The sequence below is a fragment of the Candidatus Erwinia haradaeae genome, from assembly GCF_900698885.1.
Classification (GTDB): Bacteria; Pseudomonadota; Gammaproteobacteria; order Enterobacterales; family Enterobacteriaceae; genus Erwinia_E; species Erwinia_E haradaeae_H.
On record NZ_LR217705.1, the window covers coordinates 20684 to 44394 of the forward strand.

The window sequence follows — 23711 nt, forward strand, 5'->3', positions numbered from 1 at the left end:
AAATTCTATAAAACATGTATAGATAATACATATAAATAAAACACAACAAATTCAGGATAAATTTTATACATATTTAACTTAGATTAAACATGTATATTACATGCTATCACTCAGTATAATTCAGATTAATTAAGACAAAATAATCACTTTTATTAATGTAAGTTCAGTAGTGTTTTTTACATGTTTCAAAGATAACATGTATATATTGAATAAAATTCAAGATATAAATGTTGAATGTATTGTTTATATAATAATATTAAAATATATTATTATTTTCTCGATCAATAAAGCTAAATACTGTAATTATATTACACATTAGTTAAATTTTATTGGCGACGCTTTAAATTTCATAATATTCCTTTTATTAAGGGGAAAAACATACACGTGTAGTAGCAGAAATGGGACATTCATACCATGGCGCCTGATGAACTAAAAAAGACTGCTAGCTGGGCTGCGCTAAAATACGTTAGGTCCGGAACTATCATTGGCGTAGGAACTGGCTCAACTACTGCACACTTTATTGATGCTTTAGCATCTATCAAAAATCAGATTGCTGGTACAGTATCTAGTTCAGAAACTTCAAGCGCCAAACTCAAAGCATATGGTATTCCTGTCTTTGATCTTAATGAAGTTAGTCTGCTCCCCTTATATGTTGATGGCGCGGATGAAATTAATGATCAGTTACAAATGATTAAAGGGGGCGGAGCAGCATTAACACGAGAGAAGATTATTGCAGCTGTTGCTGACTGTTTTATTTGTGTTGTAGATTCTTCAAAAAAAGTGAAAATACTTGGTCATGCCCCTCTTCCAATAGAAGTAATTCCAATGGCACGTTCTTATGTATCTCGTCAATTAATTAAGCTTGGCGGATGGCCAAAGCAACGACAGAACGTCATAACTGATAATGGTAATATTATTCTTGATGTATATCATTTAAACATGAAAAACCCAATTCAATTAGAAAAAATCATCAATTCTTTAACAGGTGTGGTTACAGTCGGATTATTTGCTGAACGTGGAGCTGATATAGCCATTATCGGTACTACACGTGGAACACAAATACTCCAAAAAGATCACTGCACAGAATACTAAAAACTCATATAATTTTACAATGGGATAAAAAAACACAATCCTGTTATTTTAGATACAATCTTTTGAGCATCTATAATTAAATACAGATATTATATACTATATAATATTACTACTTATCATTAATAACTATTTAAGGTATTATATATTATTATAATAATACGTTCTTAAAACAATGCATAATGTTTAGTATTAAAACTAGAAAGTTATAAAAAATTTATAAAACAACTATCTAAGTAATTAAAGATGAATAATCCTTATTTAATTTTTCCTAATATCGATCCAATCATTATCTCCCTTGGACCAGTGTCACTTCACTGGTATGGGCTTATGTATTTAATAAGCTTTATGTTGATTCGGTGGATAGCAGTTAGAAGAGCTAGTCAATACAAAAATTTTTTATCTAAAGAAAATGTGAACGATCTACTATCCATTGGCTTTTTCGGGGTATTTATTGGAGGTCGCCTAGGATATATGCTTTTCTATAATCTTCCTGTGTTGCTAAACGATCCTTTATCTATTTTTAAAATATGGAATGGAGGGATGTCGTTTCATGGCGGTTTAATAGGGGTTATCATAGGAATATGGGTATTTTCTCGTCAGATACAACGTCATTTTTTTCAAGTATCTGATTTCATAGCCCCTCTTATTCCTATTGGTTTAGGTGCAGGACGACTTGGGAACTATATTAATGGTGAATTATGGGGAAGAGTAAACACTCATTTGCCATGGGCTACACTATTTCCTGGATCCTATAGTGAAGATATTAAAATAGCAGCTATTCATCCAGAATGGCAACAACTACTTCTAAATTATGGAGTGCTACCACGTCATCCCTCTCAGTTATATGAGGCTATCTTAGAGGGTCTTATTTTATTTATCATTCTAAATTTGTTTATTTCAATTAAAAATCGTCCTCTAGGCGCTATGTCTGGATTATTTTTAATTAGTTACAGTATTTCTAGAATTACTGTAGAACTATTTCGGCAACCTGATCCACAGATTGGTTTATTTTATGGTATTAGCATGGGTCAAATTCTATCTATCCCAATGATAATTTCAGGGGTTCTAATCATAATCTGGGCTTATTACAACCATCATATAAATATAATAACCACTAAGCATCCGCCACACTAATACTCTTTCATACATAACATGTATATTATATAAATTATTATATAAATATATATTATATAAATATATAAATAGTGTAATTAAATACATGTACGCTTATTGTTATCGTTCAAAAATTATAAGAGATTATAAGAGATATAAAAAAAAATTTAACATATAATTAATATTCATTTCTATATCTAATTTTTAAAGCTTATAATAGAAAAAATCTTGTTTTTAATTATTTACCTACCTCTCTATCTAGAGACAATTCTGCTATTTTGAACACATTCTTACTCAAAATTTTCATATCATAAAAAAATTCTACCTAAAATGTGAATTAGTTTTAACTATAAAAATATTTTTATATTAAAAACCACTGGTATATGAAAGTCCATTTCTTTAATATATAGTTAAAGATTATTTAAATTTTTTAGAATAAAAAATATATTTTATACCTTAGTTTTCTAAAACATACTGCTAATACACATATAAGTTAATCAATAAACTCAAAGCTGTTGGTTATATGATCTCTTCTCTAACAAATTACGAAATTAAACGTAAACTTATTTAATAAAAACAACCCCTTTATTTTAAAAAATAAGTTCAATGCTATTATGATTTTAATATAAAAATATTATACAAAATAATATTTAAGTTATGCACATCTTGCCATGAAGACATGGAAAGAGATAAAAATCGTAAACAATTTACTCCATTAAACATAACTATAAAACTATAGCATGGAATATTTTATATTATGCTATAATTTTGTTAATTATGAGTGACGCACTTCTTTTTAAGAAAAAATTTGAAAATTAATTCTTTTTTAAAAGATATATTACGTCTCACCAAAAAATTCAGGATATACTAACCTCACTGGAAGTAAACGATAAATCTTACAAATACTAAGTAAATAAAAATCCATTATCAGCAACTACGACACCAATAATACTTTACAACTAATTCTAATTACTTGGTGTAACGTGATTAATATCAAATTAAACGCTCCAAATAGCGTGAGCACTACTTATGGCTAATCTTTTAGACAATTCTCTTATTCTAGTTGATGCTTTTTCATATTTCTATCGTGCTTATTATGCTTGCCCTCATTTAAGTACATCATCTGGTTTTCCAACCGGGGCTATCTACGGCACGTTAAACATGCTCCGTGCTTTAATGTTTAAATATCAACCTACCCATATTGCTATTATATTTGATGTAAAGGGAAAAACATTTCGCGATGATATCTTTGCAAGATATAAAAATCATCGTCCATTAATGCCGGATGATCTATGTATTCAATTGAAACCTTTAAAAGAAATTATTAGAGCTATGGGTTTACCAATACTAGCCATCTCTGGCGTTGAAGCAGATGACGTAATAGGTACTCTAGCATTAGAAGCGGAAATATTAGGTCAAACCGTATTAATTAGCACAAGTGATAAAGATATGGCTCAGTTAGTAACACGTAAAATTCATTTAATCAATACAATGAATAATACCGTATTTGGACCAGAAGAGATAATAAAAAAATATGGCGTCCCACCTATTCTAATAATCGACCTACTTGCCTTAATGGGTGATGCATCTGATAATATCCCAGGAGTCCAGGGAATTGGCCGCAAGACTGCTATTACATTACTACAAAAATTTGATGGTATTAAGGATATCTATAAAAATTTAGAGACAATATCATCTCTTAATATTCATAATTCTCAAAATATAATAAAAAAATTAAAAAAATATAAAGATGACGCTTTCCTTTCTTATCAATTAGCTATGATTAAAACTAATGTTACACTTAATATTACTAGTAATCAGTTAATCCCAAAAGATCCAAATATAGAGGATCTTCGATTATTATTTAAAAATCTTGAATTAAATAAATGGATAGCTCACTTAGATGATGAAAAATTATGGCGCTCACATAAAAGAATGAACTTAAAAAAAACAAAAGAAATTACCTCAAACAATCCTATAATAAGATCAGAGATATACAACCCAAAGGTTTTAAATACCTATTTTACTATTTTAGACCAAATAACTTTTTCTCTTTGGTTGAATAAATTAAAACACAGTAAATGTTTTGCATTAAATTTAGAAACCAATTCAGTGGATGCTCTAACGACTAGTATTATTGGATTCTCTTTCGCAGTAATACCAGGTGAAGCAGCCTATTTACCAATACTACATGATTATCCAAATGCTCCTACTCAATTAGCCTACGAGGATGTCCTCGTGGCCCTCAAGCCACTATTAGAAAATGCAAAAATTGCAAAAATTGGAAAAAACCTCAAATTTGATCGCGGAGTTTTAAAAAGACACAATATTGAATTACAAGGTATGTGCTTTGATACAAAATTAGAATCTTACGCATTAAATAGTATAAACAATGGACATGATATATATACCTTAGCACACAGATGGTTAGGCTATGATTTAACATTACTCACTAAAATTACTCAAGAAGGTAAAAACCAACTAACCTTTAATAAGTTATCTCTTACAAAGGCAACTCATTACGCAGCGAGCTGTGCAGATATTACATTACAGTTACATTATAAAATGTGGAAAGAACTAGAAAAAAAACAAGGTCCTAAACATATATTTGAACAAATTGAAATGCCACTAGTTCCTGTACTGTCACGTATAGAACAGCATGGAGTCTTAATTAACCAACATTTATTATCTAAGTGCTCCCAAGAAATTGGAGACCGTTTAATTAAATTAGAATTAAAGGCACACAAGATAGCTGGAGAATCATTTAACCTAGCCTCACCAAAACAATTAAAAAATATTTTATTTTATAAAAATGGTTTAAAATCACTTAAAAAAACGTCTAATGGTAATTTATCTACCAGTGAAGAAGTGCTTTCTAAACTAGCAATAGAACATCCACTACCCGAAGTAATCTTAGAATACCGTAGTTTATCTAAAATCAAATCAGCTTATACAGATAAACTACCCCGCATGATCCACCCAGAAACTCGGCGAGTACATACATCTTATCACCAAGCAGTTACGGTAACCGGACGTCTCTCTTCTAGTAATCCAAACCTACAAAGCATCCCAGCTCGAAGTAGTGAAGGACGTCGCATTAGACAAGCATTTACAGCCGCTCAAGGCAACTGTCTTATAGCTGCGGATTACTCACAAATCGAATTACGCATTATGGCGCATTTCTCACAAGACAGAGGGCTACTATCAGCATTTTCTAAAGAACAAGATATTCATTGCGTTACAGCTTCAGAAGTGTTCGGAATTAATTTTTCAAAAGTTAGCAAAGAACAAAGACAGCGCGCTAAAACAATTAATTTCGGTTTAATATACGGCATGAGTCCTTTTGGTTTGGCACGTCAGCTACATATTAGTGTCAAAGAAGCTAAAATCTATGTAGATTGTTATTTCGATCGATATCCTGGAGTTTTCCAATACATGAAAAACACTCGTGAGCAAGCTTTAGAAAATGGTTATGTTTCAACACTATATGGTCGCCGCTTGTATTTGCCAAATATTCAAGATAAAAACATTATGCGTCGCAAAGCCGCAGAACGCGCAGCTATTAATGCGCCAATGCAAGGAACAGCGGCCGATATAATTAAACGCACTATGATTAATATCGATCAATGGCTCTCACAACAAAAACATCCAGCATTTAAAATGATTATGCAAGTACATGACGAATTAGTTTTCGAGGCACAAATAGATACTGCAAAAGAAGCTTCTATAAAAATTTGCTCCATAATGGAGAATAGTGAAAATCTTGATGTACCACTACGTGTAGATATTGGAATAGGTAAAAATTGGGACCAAGCCCATTAAAATTATTACCAGTCAAACTGGTAAACCACCATAACTAACTTAACATCTAAAATAAATCTTTATATAGGTGCTCTAACAATAATATATTAATCAATGCATCATGAAAATATCTTTTCTTTAGTGTAAATTAAAATATAAACTTGATAAAATAAAAATAATTAAATCCCGATACTCTATTAAAACATAATCAGTAAATAGCACACACGGATATTACTATAATAAAAAACATAATTATGCGAATTTTATATTAAATTAAGAAATCTATTACATATCTAGAATGAGGAAAATCTGTTATGAATAAAAATCCTCTTAACTATAAAGATTCAGGGGTAGACATCCATAAAAGTAATATTTTTGTAAAACATCTTAAAAAGATTGCAAAAAAAACTTCTCGTCCAGAAGTAATACAAGGACCAGGTGGCTTTGCAGCTTTATGCGCTATACCAAAAAATTATCGCGAACCAATCTTAGTATCCAGCACAGACGGTGTGGGCACTAAAATAAAATTAGCAATGCAATTTAAATTCTACGAGACAATTGGTATTGACGTAGTTGCTATGTGTGTAAATGATATAATCGTATTAGGTGCTGAACCACTCTTTTTCTTAGATTACTATGCAACTAATCATATTAAAATTAACACCATTTCTTCTATTATAGATGGTATTACTAAAGGTTGTTTAAAATCAGGTTGCTCTTTAATTGGCGGTGAAACAGCTGAAATGCCAGGTATATATAAGGGGGAAGATTATGATATAGCAGGTTTTTGTGTTGGAATAGTAGAAAAAGAAAAAATTATTAATGGAAAAAAGATAAAGGATGGTGATATATTAATTGCACTTAGCTCCAGCGGTCCACATGCAAATGGATACTCTCTTATTAATAAAATTATCAATGATAATAATATTGATATACAAAAAACCTACATAAGAAACAAACCTCTAATAGATGACTTATTACAACCAACTCGAATTTATGTAAAAAACATCTTAACCTTAATCGAAGAAATAGAATTGAATGCTATTGTTCATATCACTGGAGGTGGATTTTGGGATAATATCCCTCGAGTGCTACCAGATCATACTCAAGCAATTCTAAATGAATCTGCCTGGGAATGGCCTGAAATATTTAAATGGATTCAAAAATCTGGAAATATTAGTCGTTTTGATATGTATCATACTTTTAACTGTGGTGTTGGTATGATAATTGCATTACATCCATCAGTGGCAAATAAAGCATTAAAAAAAATGACTGATTATGGTGAAACAGCTTGGAAAATCGGAGTTATTAAAGCCTCATCCTCCAGTACTCGTGTAGTAATTAACCCATGAAACAAATAGTCATACTAGTATCTGGAAATGGTACTAACTTACAAGCTATATTAGATGCCCATCTTACTACAAAAATCTCTAGCAAGATAGCAGCTGTTATTAGTAATAATTCTAACGCTTTTGCTATAAAACGAGCACAACTCGCTCACGTTACTACTCATGTAATAACAGATAAACAATACAAGAAATCAAAATTATTCAATAAAATATTAATCAAAACAATAAAAACTTATAATCCAGATTTAATAATACTAGCTGGTTACATGCGTATTTTAAATACAGAATTTGTTACATATTATTCCGGAAAAATACTTAATATTCACCCTTCCTTACTGCCAAAATACCCGGGTCTTAAAACACATCAGCGTGCAATAGAAAATGGTGAAAAACAGCATGGAACCTCTATACATTTTGTTACTGAACAAGTAGACAATGGACCGATTGTTTTACAAGTAGCAGTCCCAATATTTTATACTGACACTGAATATACCCTCAAAATGCGAGTAAAATATCAAGAAAATATCATCTACCCACGTGTCATAAAATGGTTTATTGATGGTCGTCTAGAAATGCGTGAAAATTCAGCTTGGTTGGATGGAAAAAAATTACCTAATACAGGTTATAAAAAATCAAATTAATAAAAACATAAAATACTATAAAAATTAGACAATTAAAAATCAACATTACAACTATATTTGTCTAATTAACAAAAACAAAATATCATGTATATGATAGAGTTAATTTTATTAAAAAAATACTAAAACAAAAATAAATTTCATATTAATTGTACATATTCATCTGTTCTACATAATATCAAATACCTTACTTAAGATTTTTAAAAAACTGCATAGTATAATATAGTACAAAAAAATTATTTTACAAGTTCTTCCAAAGAATAGGACATTTACTTGATAGCTACTATTTACAAAGCAATATATTTAATATTAAATTAATTTAATATAAATTAAATATCAATTAAATATTAATTTTTAAAATTCTTATATATTAGTTAATTAAATACAAAACTATTCTTTATATGACACATGAACTAAAAATCTCCTATTAATTTATATTAAAAGATCACCTATTAGATTAATTAAATCTAATAATAAAAATTTATTGCTAATATACCCACATAACATTATAAATATGAAATATTAGGTGCTATTTTTTTTAAAAAAGTATTATTCTATAATAATCTAAAATAGTAAATAAAAATACTACAAGTTATTATATATAAAAGTATTAATCAGAAAAATTTTAGTTCCTAAATACATACTTGAGATAAACACACCTAGAATCTATTCTATATAAATTTCTAATAATTAATAATTAATTAACACATACATAATATGCGTAACAGTCAAAATTAAACATTCCATACAAAATCCTATTTAAACCTATACTTTATATATAGAAAACCTATATTATTCTGTATAACTTATACATACATATACATGTAACCAATAACAATCATATAACATATAATCAATATATATATACATATACTAAATTTTAATTTTTACATATGCTTTAATAAGTACGATAAAATATAAAATTTTATTGCTTTTATGAAAAATAAATGCTAAAATATACCTAGCTTGTCTAGGATAATAAGAACATTAGTTACTAACTTCTAGTTCTGTATTTACATACAGTATGTTCTGGTTCTGTAGTTTCTTTGTTAACTATTGCACTATAATGTCTTTTGTTATTTATTTAGATCGGTTATTATTGTTGGTCTATTGTCTTTGTTTAGGTTATTTGATTATTTGTTTGTATTTTAGTTTTTAAAAAGGAGAAAGGAGATTTACTTAGATTTTTAAGTAATTTTTATTTTTAAAGTTTATTTGTATTTTTTAGGAAGTTTTAAAATTCAATGGTATTACCATATTTTACTATGTACTTAAGGTAACTTTTATTTATATAAAGAAAGAGTTTTGAAAGTTTTATTGTGTGTAAATAATATATATATATTATTACAGCTTAATTTTTAGGTTTATAGTTTATATAGGTTATAGGGTTATTTATTTTTTGATTTAATTTTTATTAGTGTAGTATTTGTTGATAGTATGTTTTATGCAGGATATACTCAAATGTAAAATTTATTCGAGATTTATGGGAAATTGTGATTTTATTAATTATCAAAATTTCATATAAAATTTTGAATTTCTGGTTTTAGTAAAAACTTTTATATATATACTTATTCTTGATTTGATGATTTAATATAAATTATGTCATATTTATATATGACTAGAAGTTATATGATTAGAAATTTTTAGAGATGATATTATATATTTATATAGGTAATTGTAACTATACAATTGGTTTAGATTTTAATTTTATAATATTAAATTTATAATATTTTATAATATTAAAATATTAAAATATATGAAGATATTAATTTTAAGGTTATTAGTATAAATTTGTGTAATTTAAGTTTAATTAAAGTATATATTAATAATTAATAAAATAAAATTGGATTTTGAGTAAAATATGAATAAAATATAAGATATTCTTAAAAGATATTCTTAATTTTATTTATATTAGTTGTATAGTTTATATTAGCTGTATATTTATAAAAATTTCTAAAATAAGGTAAGAATTAAGTCAGATTGGATTTATTTATATTGAGTTATATTCATTAGATTGTTTTTTTTTGATTTTAAAATTTTATTTTGGATTATAGAACTTTATATTTTGTCATATTTAGTTTAGAGTTAAATAAATCATTAGAGTTATAAAAAATCATTAAACCATAAGAATGTTATATTCTATTAAATTATTTTAGATTTGCATAAATTTTTATAGCAGGTTTTTAGATTATCAAATTATTTTAGTTGAATTTTTAATAATTAAGATATTTTTAGTTTTTATTTTATTTATTTTTTGTTTCAATTAGGATTCAGTTTTAAAAAATTTAGGATTCAGTTTTAAAAAATTACCATGGTTAGATATTAAGTAGTAATACAGTACTTATTTTAATTTAAAGTTTTTGTCTTTAGATAAAGATTATTTTATATAGTACTATTAATTTGAGAGACTAGATTTTAATCATTAATCATTATAGCTCGGATTTTAGGTATTATATTATTTATGGAGAATCTATGCACGTATTATGGCAAGTTATTACTACAGTTTTACACGGTACATGGCGAACATTAACTTTTATTCGTCAATTTATTTTAAATATTATTTTTATTTTATTAGTTTTTATTTGTGCTGGGGTTTGGCTTCAAAATGAACGAGTTCATACTGGAGGTGAAAGGCATAAGGGGGCTTTAATTGTTAACTTACAAGGAACTATAGTAGATAAACCTGCTATTGATGATCATTTTTTAATGAAAATGTATCATCAAATATTGGGTTATCATGGAGATTATGTAAAAGAAACATCTTTATTTCAGGTGGTCAATTCTATACGTCAAGCTAAAGATGATCCAAAAATTACTGGAATGGTATTGGATTTAGCTAATTTTATAAGTGCAAACCAATCATCTTTAGAGTATATTGGCAAAGCGTTAGGTGAATTTCGTAAGAGTGGTAAACCGATTTTTGCATTTGGATTAAATTATAGCCAAACACAATATTATTTAGCCAGTTTTGCTAATAAAATTTATCTCTCTCCTTATGGGTCTGTAAATTTTCGAGGATGTTCATTTAATAGTATTTATTATAAAAGTTTTTTGCAAAAATTAAAAGTACACTCTCATATATTTCGTGTTGGTGCTTATAAGTCTGCTGTAGAGCCTTTACTCAGAGACAATATGTCCCCAGAAGCGCGCGAAGCTAATCGTCTTTGGGTTACGGAGTTATGGAATAATTATTTAAATACATTAGCGGAGAATCGAAGAGTTCAGGCTACACAAATTTTTCCAAGTATGAAGAAAATTATAGAAAAATTAGAGACATTGCATGGAGATTCTGCACAATACGCTAAAGAAAATGGGTTAGTTGACATATTATCTTCTTCAGCTTTAGTGGAAAAAGATTTAATTGATGTTTTTGGATGGGATGCAACTAATAAAAATTATTATGGTATTAGTATTTATGATTATCCACTAAAAAATACAAATAATAGTTCAGGAAATATAGCGGTAATTACGGTTAACGGTGCTCTTGTAGATGATCAAATTTCTTCTGGTGGATTCTCTGTTGATTCTACAATTTTAGATATTCGATCTGCTCGTCTTGATCCTGCAATTAAAGCCATTATTCTTCGTGTTAACAGTCCTGGAGGTAGTGTGACAGCTTCTGAGATTATTCGCTCAGAACTAGAAGCTGTTAGAGTTTCAGGAAAACCTATAGTGGTTTCTATGGGGGGTATGGCGGCATCAGGTGCTTATTGGATTTCAATGCCGGCAAATTATATTATTGCTAATCGAAATACTTTAACAGGTTCAATTGGTGTATTTAGTACATATAATACTATAGAAGATTCATTAGGTATGATTGGTATTCATTCCGATAGTGTTAAAAGTTCTAATTTATCCGGAATTTCTCATACTCAGGCACTTTCAGAAGATATGCAGAAAATCATTCAATTAAATATTAATCATAGTTATCAGGATTTTATTAATTTAGTAGCTAGCGCACGTCATAAAACTAAAGATCAGATTGACAAGATAGCTCAAGGGCGTGTATGGACTGGCTTTGATGCTAAGAAATATGATTTAGTAGATGCTTTAGGTGATTTTGATGATGCATTAGCGAAAGCTGTGGAGTTAGGGCATATTAAAAAGATACAGCTTAAATGGTATGATCATGAGCCTTATTTTTTAGATCTTTTATATAACCAAGCAAGTGGTTCTATGAATATCGCTTTATTACAAATGGTTTCTCATGGATTTTTACCAAAATCTATATTGAATACAATAGTAGATATAAAAAAACAGCCAGGTTTAGAACTTCTTATGAATGATCCTCAAAATATTTATGCATTATGTTTTAGTTGCGGTGATATTTTATAATTTAAACCTATGCAGTGTATACACTATATAGCCGTATTTTGTAGGTGCGGTTATATAGTTATTAAACTTAGTCTAAAGTTTCTTGACTATCATGATGGTTTTGTACATATTTTGAGTTTATTCATGCAAAAAAAATCTATTTATGTTGCGTATACTGGTGGGACAATTGGAATGCAAAGATCCTGTAATGGTTTTATTCCTATTTCAGGTTATTTACAAAATCAGTTAGCTACTATATTAGAGTTTCATAGAGAAGAAATGCCTAATTTTACTCTTCATGAATATAAACCGCTGATTGACTCTGCAGATATGACACCAGATGATTGGCAAATTATCGCAGATGATATTGGAAAAAATTATGATTTTTATGATGGTTTTGTGATTTTACATGGCACAGATACTATGGCGTTTACCGCTTCAGCTCTTTCTTTTATGTTAGAAAATTTAGCAAAGCCTGTTATTGTGACAGGATCACAAATCCCACTGGAACAGATGCGTTCAGATGGTCAGCAAAATTTACTAAATGCACTTTTCATTGCGGCTCAGTATCCGATTAATGAAGTTACTTTATTTTTTAATAATGTTTTGTATCGTGGAAACCGTACCACAAAAGTTCATGCAAATGGATTAAATGCTTTTGCTTCACCTAATTTATCTCCTTTATTAGAAGTAGGAACGCATATTCGATTCTTAAATACACAGTCAGCGCCTACTGGAGACGGAGAACGATTAGTCGTTCATAATCTTAGTCCTCAGTCTATAGGATTAGTAACAATTTATCCAGGTATTTCATCTAAAATCTTTCGTAATTTTACTCAAGATCCTGTTAAAGCTCTTATTCTTCGTTCTTATGGAGTTGGAAATGCACCACAGAATCAAAATTTTTTAAAAGAGATTAGATTAGCTATAAAGCAAGATATTATAGTAGTTAATTTAACACAGTGTATGTTTGGAAAGGTAAATATGGCTGGTTATACTACTGGTCATGCGTTAGAAGATGCAGGTGTAATTAGTGGTTTTGATCTTAGTCTTGAGGCAGCTCTAACTAAGTTATATTATTTGCTGAGTAAAAATTTTAGTACTCAAGATATACGTTATTTTATGCAGCAAAATTTACGTGGTGAATTGACTATTGATGAAGGAAATTAATGTTTATTTATTAGACATAATATAATTTATTATTATAGTATAATTCATTATTAAAAATAAAAATATAAAATATTTAAATTTATATTAAGTATATTACTGTAGTATTAGTTATTTAATATTGTGTTATTTTAAAAAGATAAAATATTCAATTTTTAACTGTTTTTGATAAGATTTTTTTTGTTATTAAAATAAAAGCATGATTCTATTGTGTTTTATAAAATTCTTAAATATTTGGCTGATTTTAAACTAAATTTAAAGATATTATTCATTTTTTATGTTTTTTTTAAAATGCAAAGTTAATTCTTTTAATATTATTTATTAGTAATATTAATTATTTAATTTAATCTGTTAACTAAAATAATACATATTAATTATTGATTAAGCATATCTATTTTTCTTTTTTAGTGTGCTTAAGTGAGGGATTGTGTAACCTTTTTATTTTGATAAGCAAATTATTTTTAGTTATATTTATATACTGAATTTTATTTTAAATCTTTTATCGTATATTTTATATATAGTTTAATATGTAATGTCGTTTGTTAGATTTGCTACTATATATATAAGAATTTTTAATAGAATAAAAATTTATTGAAAAGTAGATATAATCCACTTTAGTAAAGTTAGTAATTAAAAATTTTAAAATATTTTTTATTCTTTAGTTTTACTGTAACAATTATATTGTCATATATATATGTTCTGTATTTATATGATGTTAGTTATTAGAGATTTTAAAATATTTATAAATAAAAATAATTAAAAATTAAAATTTTGTATATTTATAGTTACAAGGTTATTTAAATACTTTCATTTTATTTTTTTTTACTTAAAGAATTTTACAAAATCTAAATATAAAAGTAAAATTATAATATAATCTATTCTATAATTAGATTATGCGTATAATTAAAATTATTTTTGATATATAATCTTTTATTTGATTGTATTTTAGGTGTTATATTTTTTAGAATCGTAATGTTTACTAATTCTTTATCTGTTTAGATTGCTCAGGTTATCATTTAAATGAGATTTTTTAATTTTTAAGAAATTTTATTTATGCAGTACAGAAAGATATTGTACTAAAACTATTATAAATAGTTTTAGTACTTTACTAAGTAAATATTTTCTGATTTATTTATGCTTCTAATAGTTTTTTTATTTATATTTTTATTTTTTCATAAGACAACATTAGTGAATGTAAGTACGATTCTTGTTTGAGAAAGTATTGTTTTGTTTTGAATTATTTTTAGTATTTAATTATTTTAATGATAATTATCATAAAATATAGTATATGTTTTTACTAAAATATTAACTATTTTAGTGCTCTTTTACAGAGATTAAAACTATTTATCATGTCATCATGACTGAGGTTTATATTTTTTTAGGTCAAGTATAATATATGTATATTAGAGATTTTTGTAGTTGAATAAATGAATGAAGACACGTAATTTAGTAAAAATTATACAATGGATAAATTACAAATTCATCTTAAATAAAATTTAATTCTTTAGAAAAAGATAATGTGTTTATTAATTCTATTAAAATAATCTTATAGTTTATTGAGATTTTTTTTCGGATATTACTGAAGATAAACGATATTCTTATATAAGACACTAGATTAAAATTTGTATATTTATTTAATCTAAAAATTAGAAGAAGTTGTTATTGATAGAAATATTTAAGATCTGTAAAAATGTTTTTAGGATAAATAATTTTTAGACTATTATTTATGATAGATAAAATACATATGATAAAAGTAGTTTAATTTTTGTTTAACATATTACCAACTTTAGAGATCACTATTTTTTCTATTTTCTAATTTATATTCTTAAGTGTATTATTAGTTATTTATTATACATAATAGCGATATAAATTTAATGATATTTTGTAGCTAAATAGTTTAGCTGTACTATAGGAAAAATTTATTATTTTGAAAAATATTTTATAGTATTTATATACTATTTTTATTTTATTAATATTTTTCGTTATCTTAATGTTTTTATTGTTAAATCTATATTTTTAAGTATCTACTAATGTAGACTGACAATTACTATACTTTTTATTTATTTATAAATATATTTAAAATTTTTAAAATTTGATTATGTTCTTGTCAAGAATATCTTTATATGTCATATAAGACATTATCTTTTGTTTCGTATTAATTCAAGGACACGTAATTTAGCAAGTATTTCTTTTAACTCTGCAGATGCTTGTGCAAAATCTATTTTATTTTCCTTTTTGCTAACTCGTTCCATAATTTTGCTCTTTGCTTGTAAAATATGCTTTTCGTCAAGATCTTTACCACGAATTGCAGTGTCAGCTAAAATGGAAACTAATAAAGGTTGCACTTCTAGGATACCACCAGAAAGATAAATAATTTCATCTTCGTTATTTGTTTTTAGTATACGCACCATACCAGGTTTAATAGCAGTTAAAAGAGGCGCATGATTTGGATAGATACCTAATTCTCCTTCGTTACCTGATACTTGAATACTTTTTACATTTCCAGAAAATATTTTAAGTTCAGAACTAACAACATTTAAATAAAAAGTCATAGTATAATTACCTTTTGTTTATAGTTTGACACTGTATGACCCTATAAGTTATTGTGTTTGTCCTGGAATTTTATTTCAGTTGTTTAGATTTTGTTATTACTTCTTGAATAGAGCCCGTCATGTAGAAGGCTTGTTCTGGAATTTTGTCAAATTCACCATCAATTATTCCTTTAAAACCACGGATAGTATCAGCTAATGGTACGTATTTTCCAGGAGATCCCGTAAATACTTCTGCGACAAAAAACGGTTGAGAAAGAAAACGCTGTATTTTTCGAGCTCGAGTAACGACTAGTTTATCTTCTTCTGCTAACTCATCTATACCAAGAATAGCAATGATATCTTTTAGTTCTTGATAACGTTGTAGAGTAGATTGTACTGCTCTTGCGGTAGTATAATGACACTGCCCAACTATAATTGGATCTAATTGACGACTTGTAGACGCTAGAGGATCTACTGAAGGGTAAATACCAAGAGCAGCAATGTGACGACTAAGTACGATAGTTGCATCTAAGTGAGCAAAAGTAGTTGCTGGAGATGGATCAGATAAATCATCAGCAGGAACATACACGGCTTGCACAGAAGTAATAGAGCCTGTTTTGGTAGAAGTAATTCGTTCTTGTAGAGCACCCATCTCTTCTGCAAGAGTTGGCTGGTATCCTACTGCAGAAGGCATACGACCTAAAAGAGCTGATACTTCTGTTCCTGCGAGAGTATAGCGATAAATATTGTCAATAAATAATAAGACTTCTCGTCCTTCATCACGAAATTTTTCAGCTATTGTGAGACCAGTTAATGCAACACGTAAGCGATTTCCAGGTGGTTCATTCATTTGTCCGTATATCAAAGAAACTTTATCAATAACACCTGACTCGATCATTTCATGGTATAAGTCATTACCTTCACGAGTGCGCTCACCTACACCAGAAAAAACTGAAAAACCAGAATGTTCAGCGGCAATATTACGAATAAGCTCCATCATGTTAACGGTTTTACCTACACCAGCTCCACCAAATAATCCAATTTTACCTCCTTTAGAAAATGGGCATATGAGATCTATAACTTTAATACCAGTTTCTAGCAATTCTTTGGAGTTTGATTGTTCTTCATAAGAAGGAGAGGGACGATGAATTGCCCAGCGTTCTTTCTCGCCAATTTCACCTTTCATGTCAATTGGATCACCTAGAACATTCATCATTCGACCGAGTGTTTCAATACCTACTGGTACTGTAATAGGGCGTTGTAAGTTATGTACCGTTAAACCACGTTTTAAACCATCTGAAGAACCCATTGCGATAGTACGTACTACACCTCCACCTATTTGTTGTTGTACTTCTAGTATAAGAGTGCTATTTTTATTGTTTACCTCAAGAGCATGATAGATTTTTGGTACAGCATGCTGAGGGAATTCAACATCAATAATAGCGCCAATAATTTGAATAATTTTTCCACTAGTCATTTTTACTCCTCTATTGCCGTCTGAGATTTTTTACTAAAAATCCTTTAATGATGTGTGTTTACCTATTAGTATCCAATAATAATTAATTATCTTGAGATTAATTCTTTATGTTCGTATTTTTTATCTACAATTTATTCATATAGCTTATTTATAATAATTCAATTGCGGATGCACCTGTGACTATTTCAGTTAATTCTCTAGTAATGCCAGCCTGTCGAGCTTTATTATATGCTAACTGAAGTTCTGTGATTAAATTACCGGCATTATCAGTAGCCGTTTTCATTGCCAACATGCGAGCGGCTTGCTCACTTGCTAAGTTTTCTATAACACTTTGATATACTTGAGATTCAATATAGCGTTTTAACGCTAAGTCTAAAATTGTTTTTGGATCCGGTTCATATAAATAGTCCCACTTATGGAGTGTAGTAGCCTTTGAGGAGTCATTTTCAGGTATAAAAGGCAGAAGTTGTTTAATTTGAGGACATTGAGACATGGTATTAATAAATTTATTACTAGCAATGTACAGTTTGTTGATATGATGTTCATCATATGCTCGTAACATCACTTGAATTGGCCCTATTAAGTCAGATAAGGTTGGTTGATTTTTAATACCATGTATTTGTGCCACTATATTGCTTTTTATAGAATTAAAAAACAAAATACCCTGATATCCGATAATTCCTAGATCAATTTTAATTCCTGATTTAGACCAGATTTGCATATTTTGCAAAATTTTTCTAAATAAATTAAAATTTAAACCTCCGCATAATCCCCGATCAGTTGAGATTATTAGACATCCAATATTATGCACATGATTCTGATTTAAATAAGGATGTTTGTATTCTAAGTTACCTTTGGCTATGTGATTAATGACTTGACGAAGAGTATCTGTATACGGTTGACCAACTTCGAGGCGATCTTGAGATTTTCGCAACTTAGAAGCAGATACCATTTCCATAGCTTTAGTGATTTTTTGTGTATTATTTATGCAGGTAATTTTTCTACGTATCCCTTTTTCATTGGTCATAAACCTTCCTATACTATCATATCTCTTGATAGCTTAATAACTATTAGTACACAAATATTACCAAGATTGTGTAGCTTTAAAATTTTCTAGAAGTTCGTTAAGTTCTTTTTCAATTTTATTATTATAATCTCCCGAATTGTTGATCATAGTTAAAAGCGGTAAATAATTGTGATTAGCATAATCTAATAGCGTTGATTCAAAAGCATCAATATTAATTAGCTCAATATCATTTAAAAAGCCATTTTCAGCAGAAAATAACATGATACTTTGCTCTGCAACAGACATTGGTTTATTTTGTTTTTGTTTGAGAATTTCAGTAATTTTTGCACCATAATTTAATTGTTTTCGCGTGTTTTCATCTAAGTCAGAAGAAAATTGAGCAAATGCTTCTAACTCGCGATATTGTGCTAAGGCGGTACGGAGTCCGCTAGATAATTTTTTAATGATTTTTGTTTGCGCTGCACTTCCTACTCGAGATACAGAAATTCCTGGGTTTACCGCTGGTCGCATGCCAGAATTAAATAGATTGGTTTCTAAAAAAATTTGGCCATCAGTAATTGAAATCACGTTGGTTGGGACAAATGCAGAAACATCACCTGCTTGAGTTTCGATAATGGGTAACACCGTCAGTGATCCACTTCTTCCTTTTACTTTTCCTTTGGTAATGCGTTCTACATAATTCGCATTTACACGAGAAGCACGTTCTAGTAACCTAGAATGCAGATAAAAAATATCACCAGGAAATGCTTCTCTACCTGGTGGTCGACGTAATAATAGAGAAACCTGTCGATATGCCACAGCTTGCTTAGATAAATCATCGTATACAATTAATGCATCCTCTCCGCGATCTCGAAAATATTCTCCCATTGTACATCCAGCGTAAGGCGCTAGATACTGCAGAGCTGCTGGTTCAGAGGCAGTAGCAGCAACTACGATAGTATTGCATAACGCATTGTGCTCTTCTAATTTTAAAACAACATTAGCGATAGTAGATGCTTTTTGTCCAATAGCTACATAAATACATTTAATACCAGAATTTTTTTGATTAATAATGGTATCTATTGCTAAAGTTGTTTTTCCGGTTTGACGATCACCAATAATTAATTCACGTTGACCTCGACCGATAGGGATCATTGCGTCGATAGATTTATAACCTGTTTGAATAGGTTGATTGACCGATTGTCGGTCAATAACGCCTGGTGCAATGACTTCAATAGGAGAGAAGTTCTCATGCTTTATTATACCCTTACCATCAATTGGGGTACCTAAAGTATTCACTACGCGACCTAGTAAAGATTGACCCACTGGAACTTCAAGAATACGGCCAGTACATTTTACTGTCATTCCTTCTGTAAGATCTGTATATGGGCCCATTACAACTGCGCTAACGGAGTCACGTTCTAGATTCAATGCGATAGCGTAACGATTATCAGGTAAGGAAATCATTTCACCTTGCATGACATCAGATAACCCATATATTCGAATGATGCCATCACTTACAGAAATTATGGTGCCTTGATTATCAGTTGTATAGCTCACATCAAATTGAGCAATTCGTTGCTTAATGATTTCGCTAATTTCAGTGGAATTTAGTTGCATAATCATTTTGATCCTTGAGATAATATAGCACCGGTCAGTTGTTTAATTCGGCCTCGTATGCTTCCATCAATGATTGTATCTCCTGCTTTAAGAATAACACCTGCTATTATAGATGGATCAATTTTACAATGAAGTTTAACATGGCATGAGAAGCGCGTTTCTAGAACGATTTTGATCTCAGTAAGCTGGTTCTGATTTAGTGTTATGGAAGAAATTACCTCTACTTTTATCACATTTTCATGCATGGCACATAATTTCATAAATTGATCTAGAATAGTGGGTAATATAGATAAACGCCTATTGTAAATTATTACTTTAATAAAATTTTTTGTTTTATAGTCAAGCTGAGAGTCAAATATTGTCATCAATCTTTCAGAAAGCAATGCTGGTGAGATAGGTCTTTTAATTAAATGTTTTATTTTTTCATCACATGATACTAAAGTAGCAACTGTTAACATTTTTTTCCAGTAGTCTACGTTTTGTTGTTCAATAGCAAAATTAAAAGCCGCTCGTGCATATGGACGTGCAATGGTTATATCTGCAAACATTAGACTATGCCTTTCGAGAGTTTAGCGATCAATGTATTAATTACATTTTTGTGGTCAGCATCATTGATGGAGCGCTTAAGAATTTTTTCGGCACCTTCTATAGTTAACAGCGCTAAATGTTGGCATAACTCTTCTTTTATTTTTTGACGTTCAATATTCATGTGAGTAATAGCTTGAGTTACTATTTTCTTTCGTTCTTTTTCGGCCTCGATTATTGCTTTTTCTAAAATTTGAGAGTAGCGGGTGTTAGCCATCTCGATAATAGCTTGAGCATCTTTTTTTGCGTCTTGTAAAACAGTATTCGCATTAAATTTTGTTATCTCACTTTCTTTACGGGCGTTTTCTGCAAAAACAAGGCTATCTGTAATTTCTTTCTGACGATCTTCAATGGCGGCCATCAGTGGCGGCCATATATAATGCATACAAAACCAAACAAAAAGAATAAAAGCAATAGCTTGTCCAAGAATGGTTGCATTAATGCTCATAACACGATACCTCATTATGATATAACGTGCACTACTCTTACTTAATAGATAAAGATATAGACACTGTTTGATCTCATTTTTTAAATTTTTATAAATAACTAGTTAGCAGTTATTTATAATGCAACAGCAAACATGAGATATAGACCTAACCCGACAGCAATCATAGGAATTGCATCGACCAGACCCATGACAACAAAAAACTGTGTCCTTAACAGAGGTACTAGATCTGGCTGACGTGCAGCACCTTCTAAGAATTTCCCGCCTAAAATTCCAATTCCAATTGCTGCACCAATCGCCGCTAATCCCATCATTATCGCGGCAGACATGTACAGTATATCCATATTTAGGTGCCCCATTATTGCCTCCGTTTTAGAATAGTATAAAAGCACAAATAAAAGTTATTTAATAATAATCATAAGAAATTTTAATGTTTTTCAGATGCCATCGATAGATAGACAATTGTTAATACCATAAAAAGAAATGCCTGTAGAGAGATAATTAAAATATGAAAAATCGCCCACGGAACGCTGAGTATCCATTGTGACCACCATGGTAAGAGACCAGCAATAAGGATAAAAATTAATTCACCTGCATACATATTTCCGAATAATCTTAGACTGAGGGAAATGGGTTTAGATAATAGGTTAACACTTTCGAGAATAAAATTAATTGGAATCAATATAGGGTTATTAAATGGTTTTAGTATAAGTTCCTTGCTAAATACGCTTATACCTTTAATTTTTATACTATAAAAAAGTATTAAAAAAAATACTCCAAGCGCTAGAGAGAGCGTGATGTTTATGTCAGTAGACGGGACTACTCTTAATGATGGCAATTTAAATAAATAATTTTCTCCAATATATGGCAAAAAATCAATAGGAAGAATATCCATTAGATTCATGAGAAAAACCCATACAAAAATAGTCAAGGCTAGAGGTGCGATGATTTTACTTTTCCCATGATACATGTTACGAACATTGTTATCTACTAATTGAATCACTAATTCAATAGCGGTCTGTAATTTTCCAGGTGTACCATGAGTTATTGATTGCGCAACTAATCGAAATAATATTAAAAAAGCGAAGCCTAGTACGATAGAAAAAAATATAGAGTCAATATTTAAAATCCAAAATGTTTCTGGGTAATTATTTGGATTTACTAACTTAAGAGTTTTTAGATCAATCTGAAGATTATGCAGATGATGAGAAATATACTCTTGTGGTGTCGATGTTGCGTCTACGGCCATAGTATATACCATCCTTAATATATTAAAAATAATAAAATAACAGGTATATAATTGATGCGCGCACTATTGTTGATAGTTATAATACGCCGTTTAAAAATTACAGGAATTATAAAATCCTAAAAGTATAGAAAAAATTTTAATAGATTACTACTATAACCAGTAGTCTTTTGAGGATGTCTTTTAGATAAAAATTATCTGTTTCTGTTTTAGTATTTTTTATTTTATATTTGATAGTAACTTAAATATTAAATAACACCCTCTTTGACTAGTTTTATAGAAAAAAATTGATAGAAAATAATTTAAAAAACTACTTAGTGTTATACGTTTTTATTAAAGATAATGTATATATTTAATATTTTATAATTTTATATACTAAATTTTATATACTAATATATACTAATATTTTTATATACTCATATTAGATTAGTATGAGCACTTTTACGATTTTTAGATGTGGTATTATTATACCGTCAACTATTTAATTTGTTATTAGTGTTATTATTTTGAGTTTAACTTAATGTACTTTAATCTTTAATTAAAAATAATATTTTTATTTTTTTAGATTTTTTCTTTATAGATTTGCAGCCATCAAGTAAATAGTAAATGGTATTTGGTTATATTTAATATTTAAATATATAGAATATTCAAGATGCTCTTTTATACAAAATTCTCTTCTTTAATAAGAATTTAAATAAACTATATTTTTTATCTAAAATTACATAATCCTATTTTTCTAAATATCTTTAATATTTCTAAATATCTTTAATATTAAAACAGAATCTTGATATCTTGATATTTAGATTGCTATTAAAATTTTTAAAACTTTAAGTTTTAAGGTAAAGTTTTAAGGTAAAATGAATGCTACAAATTATTTAATCTGAATTGATGACAGTTTAAAATCTAAATTTGTTATTTGTTATAAGTTATTAGAATATGAGATCTATTATTTTAAAATTTTAAATATAAACTGATTGTAACATGACTTGTATCAATTTTGATCTCAATTAACTTTTATTTTTCTTGAGATATGTTTTTATTACTTTGTTTTTGAATGATTTTTAAAATTATTTAGTAAAACTTAAGCAAAGTTTAGTATAAACAGTATTAGCGTAAAAATTAAGTTTTAAATGTAGATTCTAAAATCTAAATATATTTAGATTTTAGATGATTTTAGATAAATAAAATATATGTAATATAATATTAACATGCGACATTATTAACATATGAAATGTAAGTATATTATATACAATGGTATTAAAATAATCTACTAGTATTTAGATATTTAATATTTAGAATGAATAAGGAATACATTCCAACAGGTTTT

General features: G+C 28.5%; 15 protein-coding genes. 7 read left to right on the forward strand and 8 right to left on the reverse strand.

Going from position 1 to position 23711, the window contains the following annotated elements:
* The first annotated feature begins 414 nt into the window (after positions 1 to 414).
* The 7 genes from rpiA (at position 415) to ansA (ending at position 13477) form a co-directional block, all read left to right on the forward strand.
* The gene (rpiA, locus tag ERCISPPS3390_RS00065; RefSeq protein WP_197094837.1) at positions 415 to 1092 is read left to right on the forward strand and encodes a ribose-5-phosphate isomerase RpiA; all 678 of its coding nucleotides are present in this window, start codon (positions 415 to 417) and stop codon (positions 1090 to 1092) included.
* Positions 1093 to 1335: 243 nt separating this feature from the next.
* The gene (gene lgt / locus ERCISPPS3390_RS00070) at positions 1336 to 2226 is read left to right on the forward strand and encodes a prolipoprotein diacylglyceryl transferase (RefSeq protein WP_197094838.1); all 891 of its coding nucleotides are present in this window, start codon (positions 1336 to 1338) and stop codon (positions 2224 to 2226) included.
* 1008 nt (positions 2227 to 3234) lie between these two features.
* Positions 3235 to 6027 carry a DNA polymerase I gene (gene polA, locus ERCISPPS3390_RS00075; protein WP_197094839.1) on the forward strand — a complete coding sequence of 931 codons (2793 nt, stop codon included), beginning with the start codon at positions 3235 to 3237 and terminating at the stop codon, positions 6025 to 6027.
* A 293-nt stretch (positions 6028 to 6320) separates the two neighbouring features.
* The gene (gene purM, locus ERCISPPS3390_RS00080; RefSeq protein ID WP_197094840.1) at positions 6321 to 7358 is read left to right on the forward strand and encodes a phosphoribosylformylglycinamidine cyclo-ligase; all 1038 of its coding nucleotides are present in this window, start codon (positions 6321 to 6323) and stop codon (positions 7356 to 7358) included.
* Entirely contained in the window at positions 7355 to 7996 is a 642-nt protein-coding gene (purN, locus tag ERCISPPS3390_RS00085; protein WP_197094841.1) for a phosphoribosylglycinamide formyltransferase, read from the forward strand. Before purM ends, purN begins: the two co-directional genes overlap by 4 nt.
* Before the next feature lie 2469 nt (positions 7997 to 10465).
* Positions 10466 to 12328 carry a signal peptide peptidase SppA gene (gene sppA / locus ERCISPPS3390_RS00090; RefSeq protein WP_197094842.1) on the forward strand — a complete coding sequence of 621 codons (1863 nt, stop codon included), beginning with the start codon at positions 10466 to 10468 and terminating at the stop codon, positions 12326 to 12328.
* 123 nt (positions 12329 to 12451) lie between these two features.
* On the forward strand, positions 12452 to 13477 hold the full coding sequence (ansA, locus tag ERCISPPS3390_RS00095) for an asparaginase (RefSeq protein WP_197094843.1): 1026 nt from the start codon (positions 12452 to 12454) through the stop codon (positions 13475 to 13477).
* A 2135-nt stretch (positions 13478 to 15612) separates the two neighbouring features.
* On the opposite strand, the gene ERCISPPS3390_RS00100 is transcribed toward ansA, so the two are convergent.
* The 8 genes from ERCISPPS3390_RS00100 to atpB all read right to left on the reverse strand — a co-directional run bounded on the left by ERCISPPS3390_RS00100 (position 15613) and on the right by atpB (position 22387).
* Positions 15613 to 16026, reverse strand: coding sequence for a F0F1 ATP synthase subunit epsilon (locus ERCISPPS3390_RS00100; RefSeq protein WP_197094844.1), 414 nt, complete (start codon positions 16024 to 16026; stop codon positions 15613 to 15615).
* A 70-nt stretch (positions 16027 to 16096) separates the two neighbouring features.
* Positions 16097 to 17482, reverse strand: a complete 1386-nt coding sequence (gene atpD, locus ERCISPPS3390_RS00105) for a F0F1 ATP synthase subunit beta (protein WP_197094845.1) — start codon at positions 17480 to 17482, stop codon at positions 16097 to 16099.
* 148 nt (positions 17483 to 17630) lie between these two features.
* Positions 17631 to 18509, reverse strand: coding sequence for a F0F1 ATP synthase subunit gamma (gene atpG / locus ERCISPPS3390_RS00110; protein WP_197094846.1), 879 nt, complete (start codon positions 18507 to 18509; stop codon positions 17631 to 17633).
* Between the two features lie 57 nt (positions 18510 to 18566).
* Positions 18567 to 20108, reverse strand: coding sequence for a F0F1 ATP synthase subunit alpha (atpA, locus tag ERCISPPS3390_RS00115; protein ID WP_197094847.1), 1542 nt, complete (start codon positions 20106 to 20108; stop codon positions 18567 to 18569).
* 2 nt (positions 20109 to 20110) lie between these two features.
* Positions 20111 to 20656, reverse strand: a complete 546-nt coding sequence (locus ERCISPPS3390_RS00120) for a F0F1 ATP synthase subunit delta (RefSeq protein ID WP_197094848.1) — start codon at positions 20654 to 20656, stop codon at positions 20111 to 20113.
* Positions 20656 to 21141: a F0F1 ATP synthase subunit B gene (gene atpF, locus ERCISPPS3390_RS00125; protein WP_197095378.1), complete on the reverse strand. Its 486-nt coding sequence runs from the start codon at positions 21139 to 21141 to the stop codon at positions 20656 to 20658. The genes ERCISPPS3390_RS00120 and atpF overlap by 1 nt, the downstream gene beginning before the upstream one ends.
* Before the next feature lie 113 nt (positions 21142 to 21254).
* Entirely contained in the window at positions 21255 to 21497 is a 243-nt protein-coding gene (gene atpE, locus ERCISPPS3390_RS00130; protein ID WP_157990130.1) for a F0F1 ATP synthase subunit C, read from the reverse strand.
* A 68-nt stretch (positions 21498 to 21565) separates the two neighbouring features.
* Positions 21566 to 22387: a F0F1 ATP synthase subunit A gene (gene atpB / locus ERCISPPS3390_RS00135; RefSeq protein ID WP_197094849.1), complete on the reverse strand. Its 822-nt coding sequence runs from the start codon at positions 22385 to 22387 to the stop codon at positions 21566 to 21568.
* Positions 22388 to 23711: the final 1324 nt, after the last annotated feature.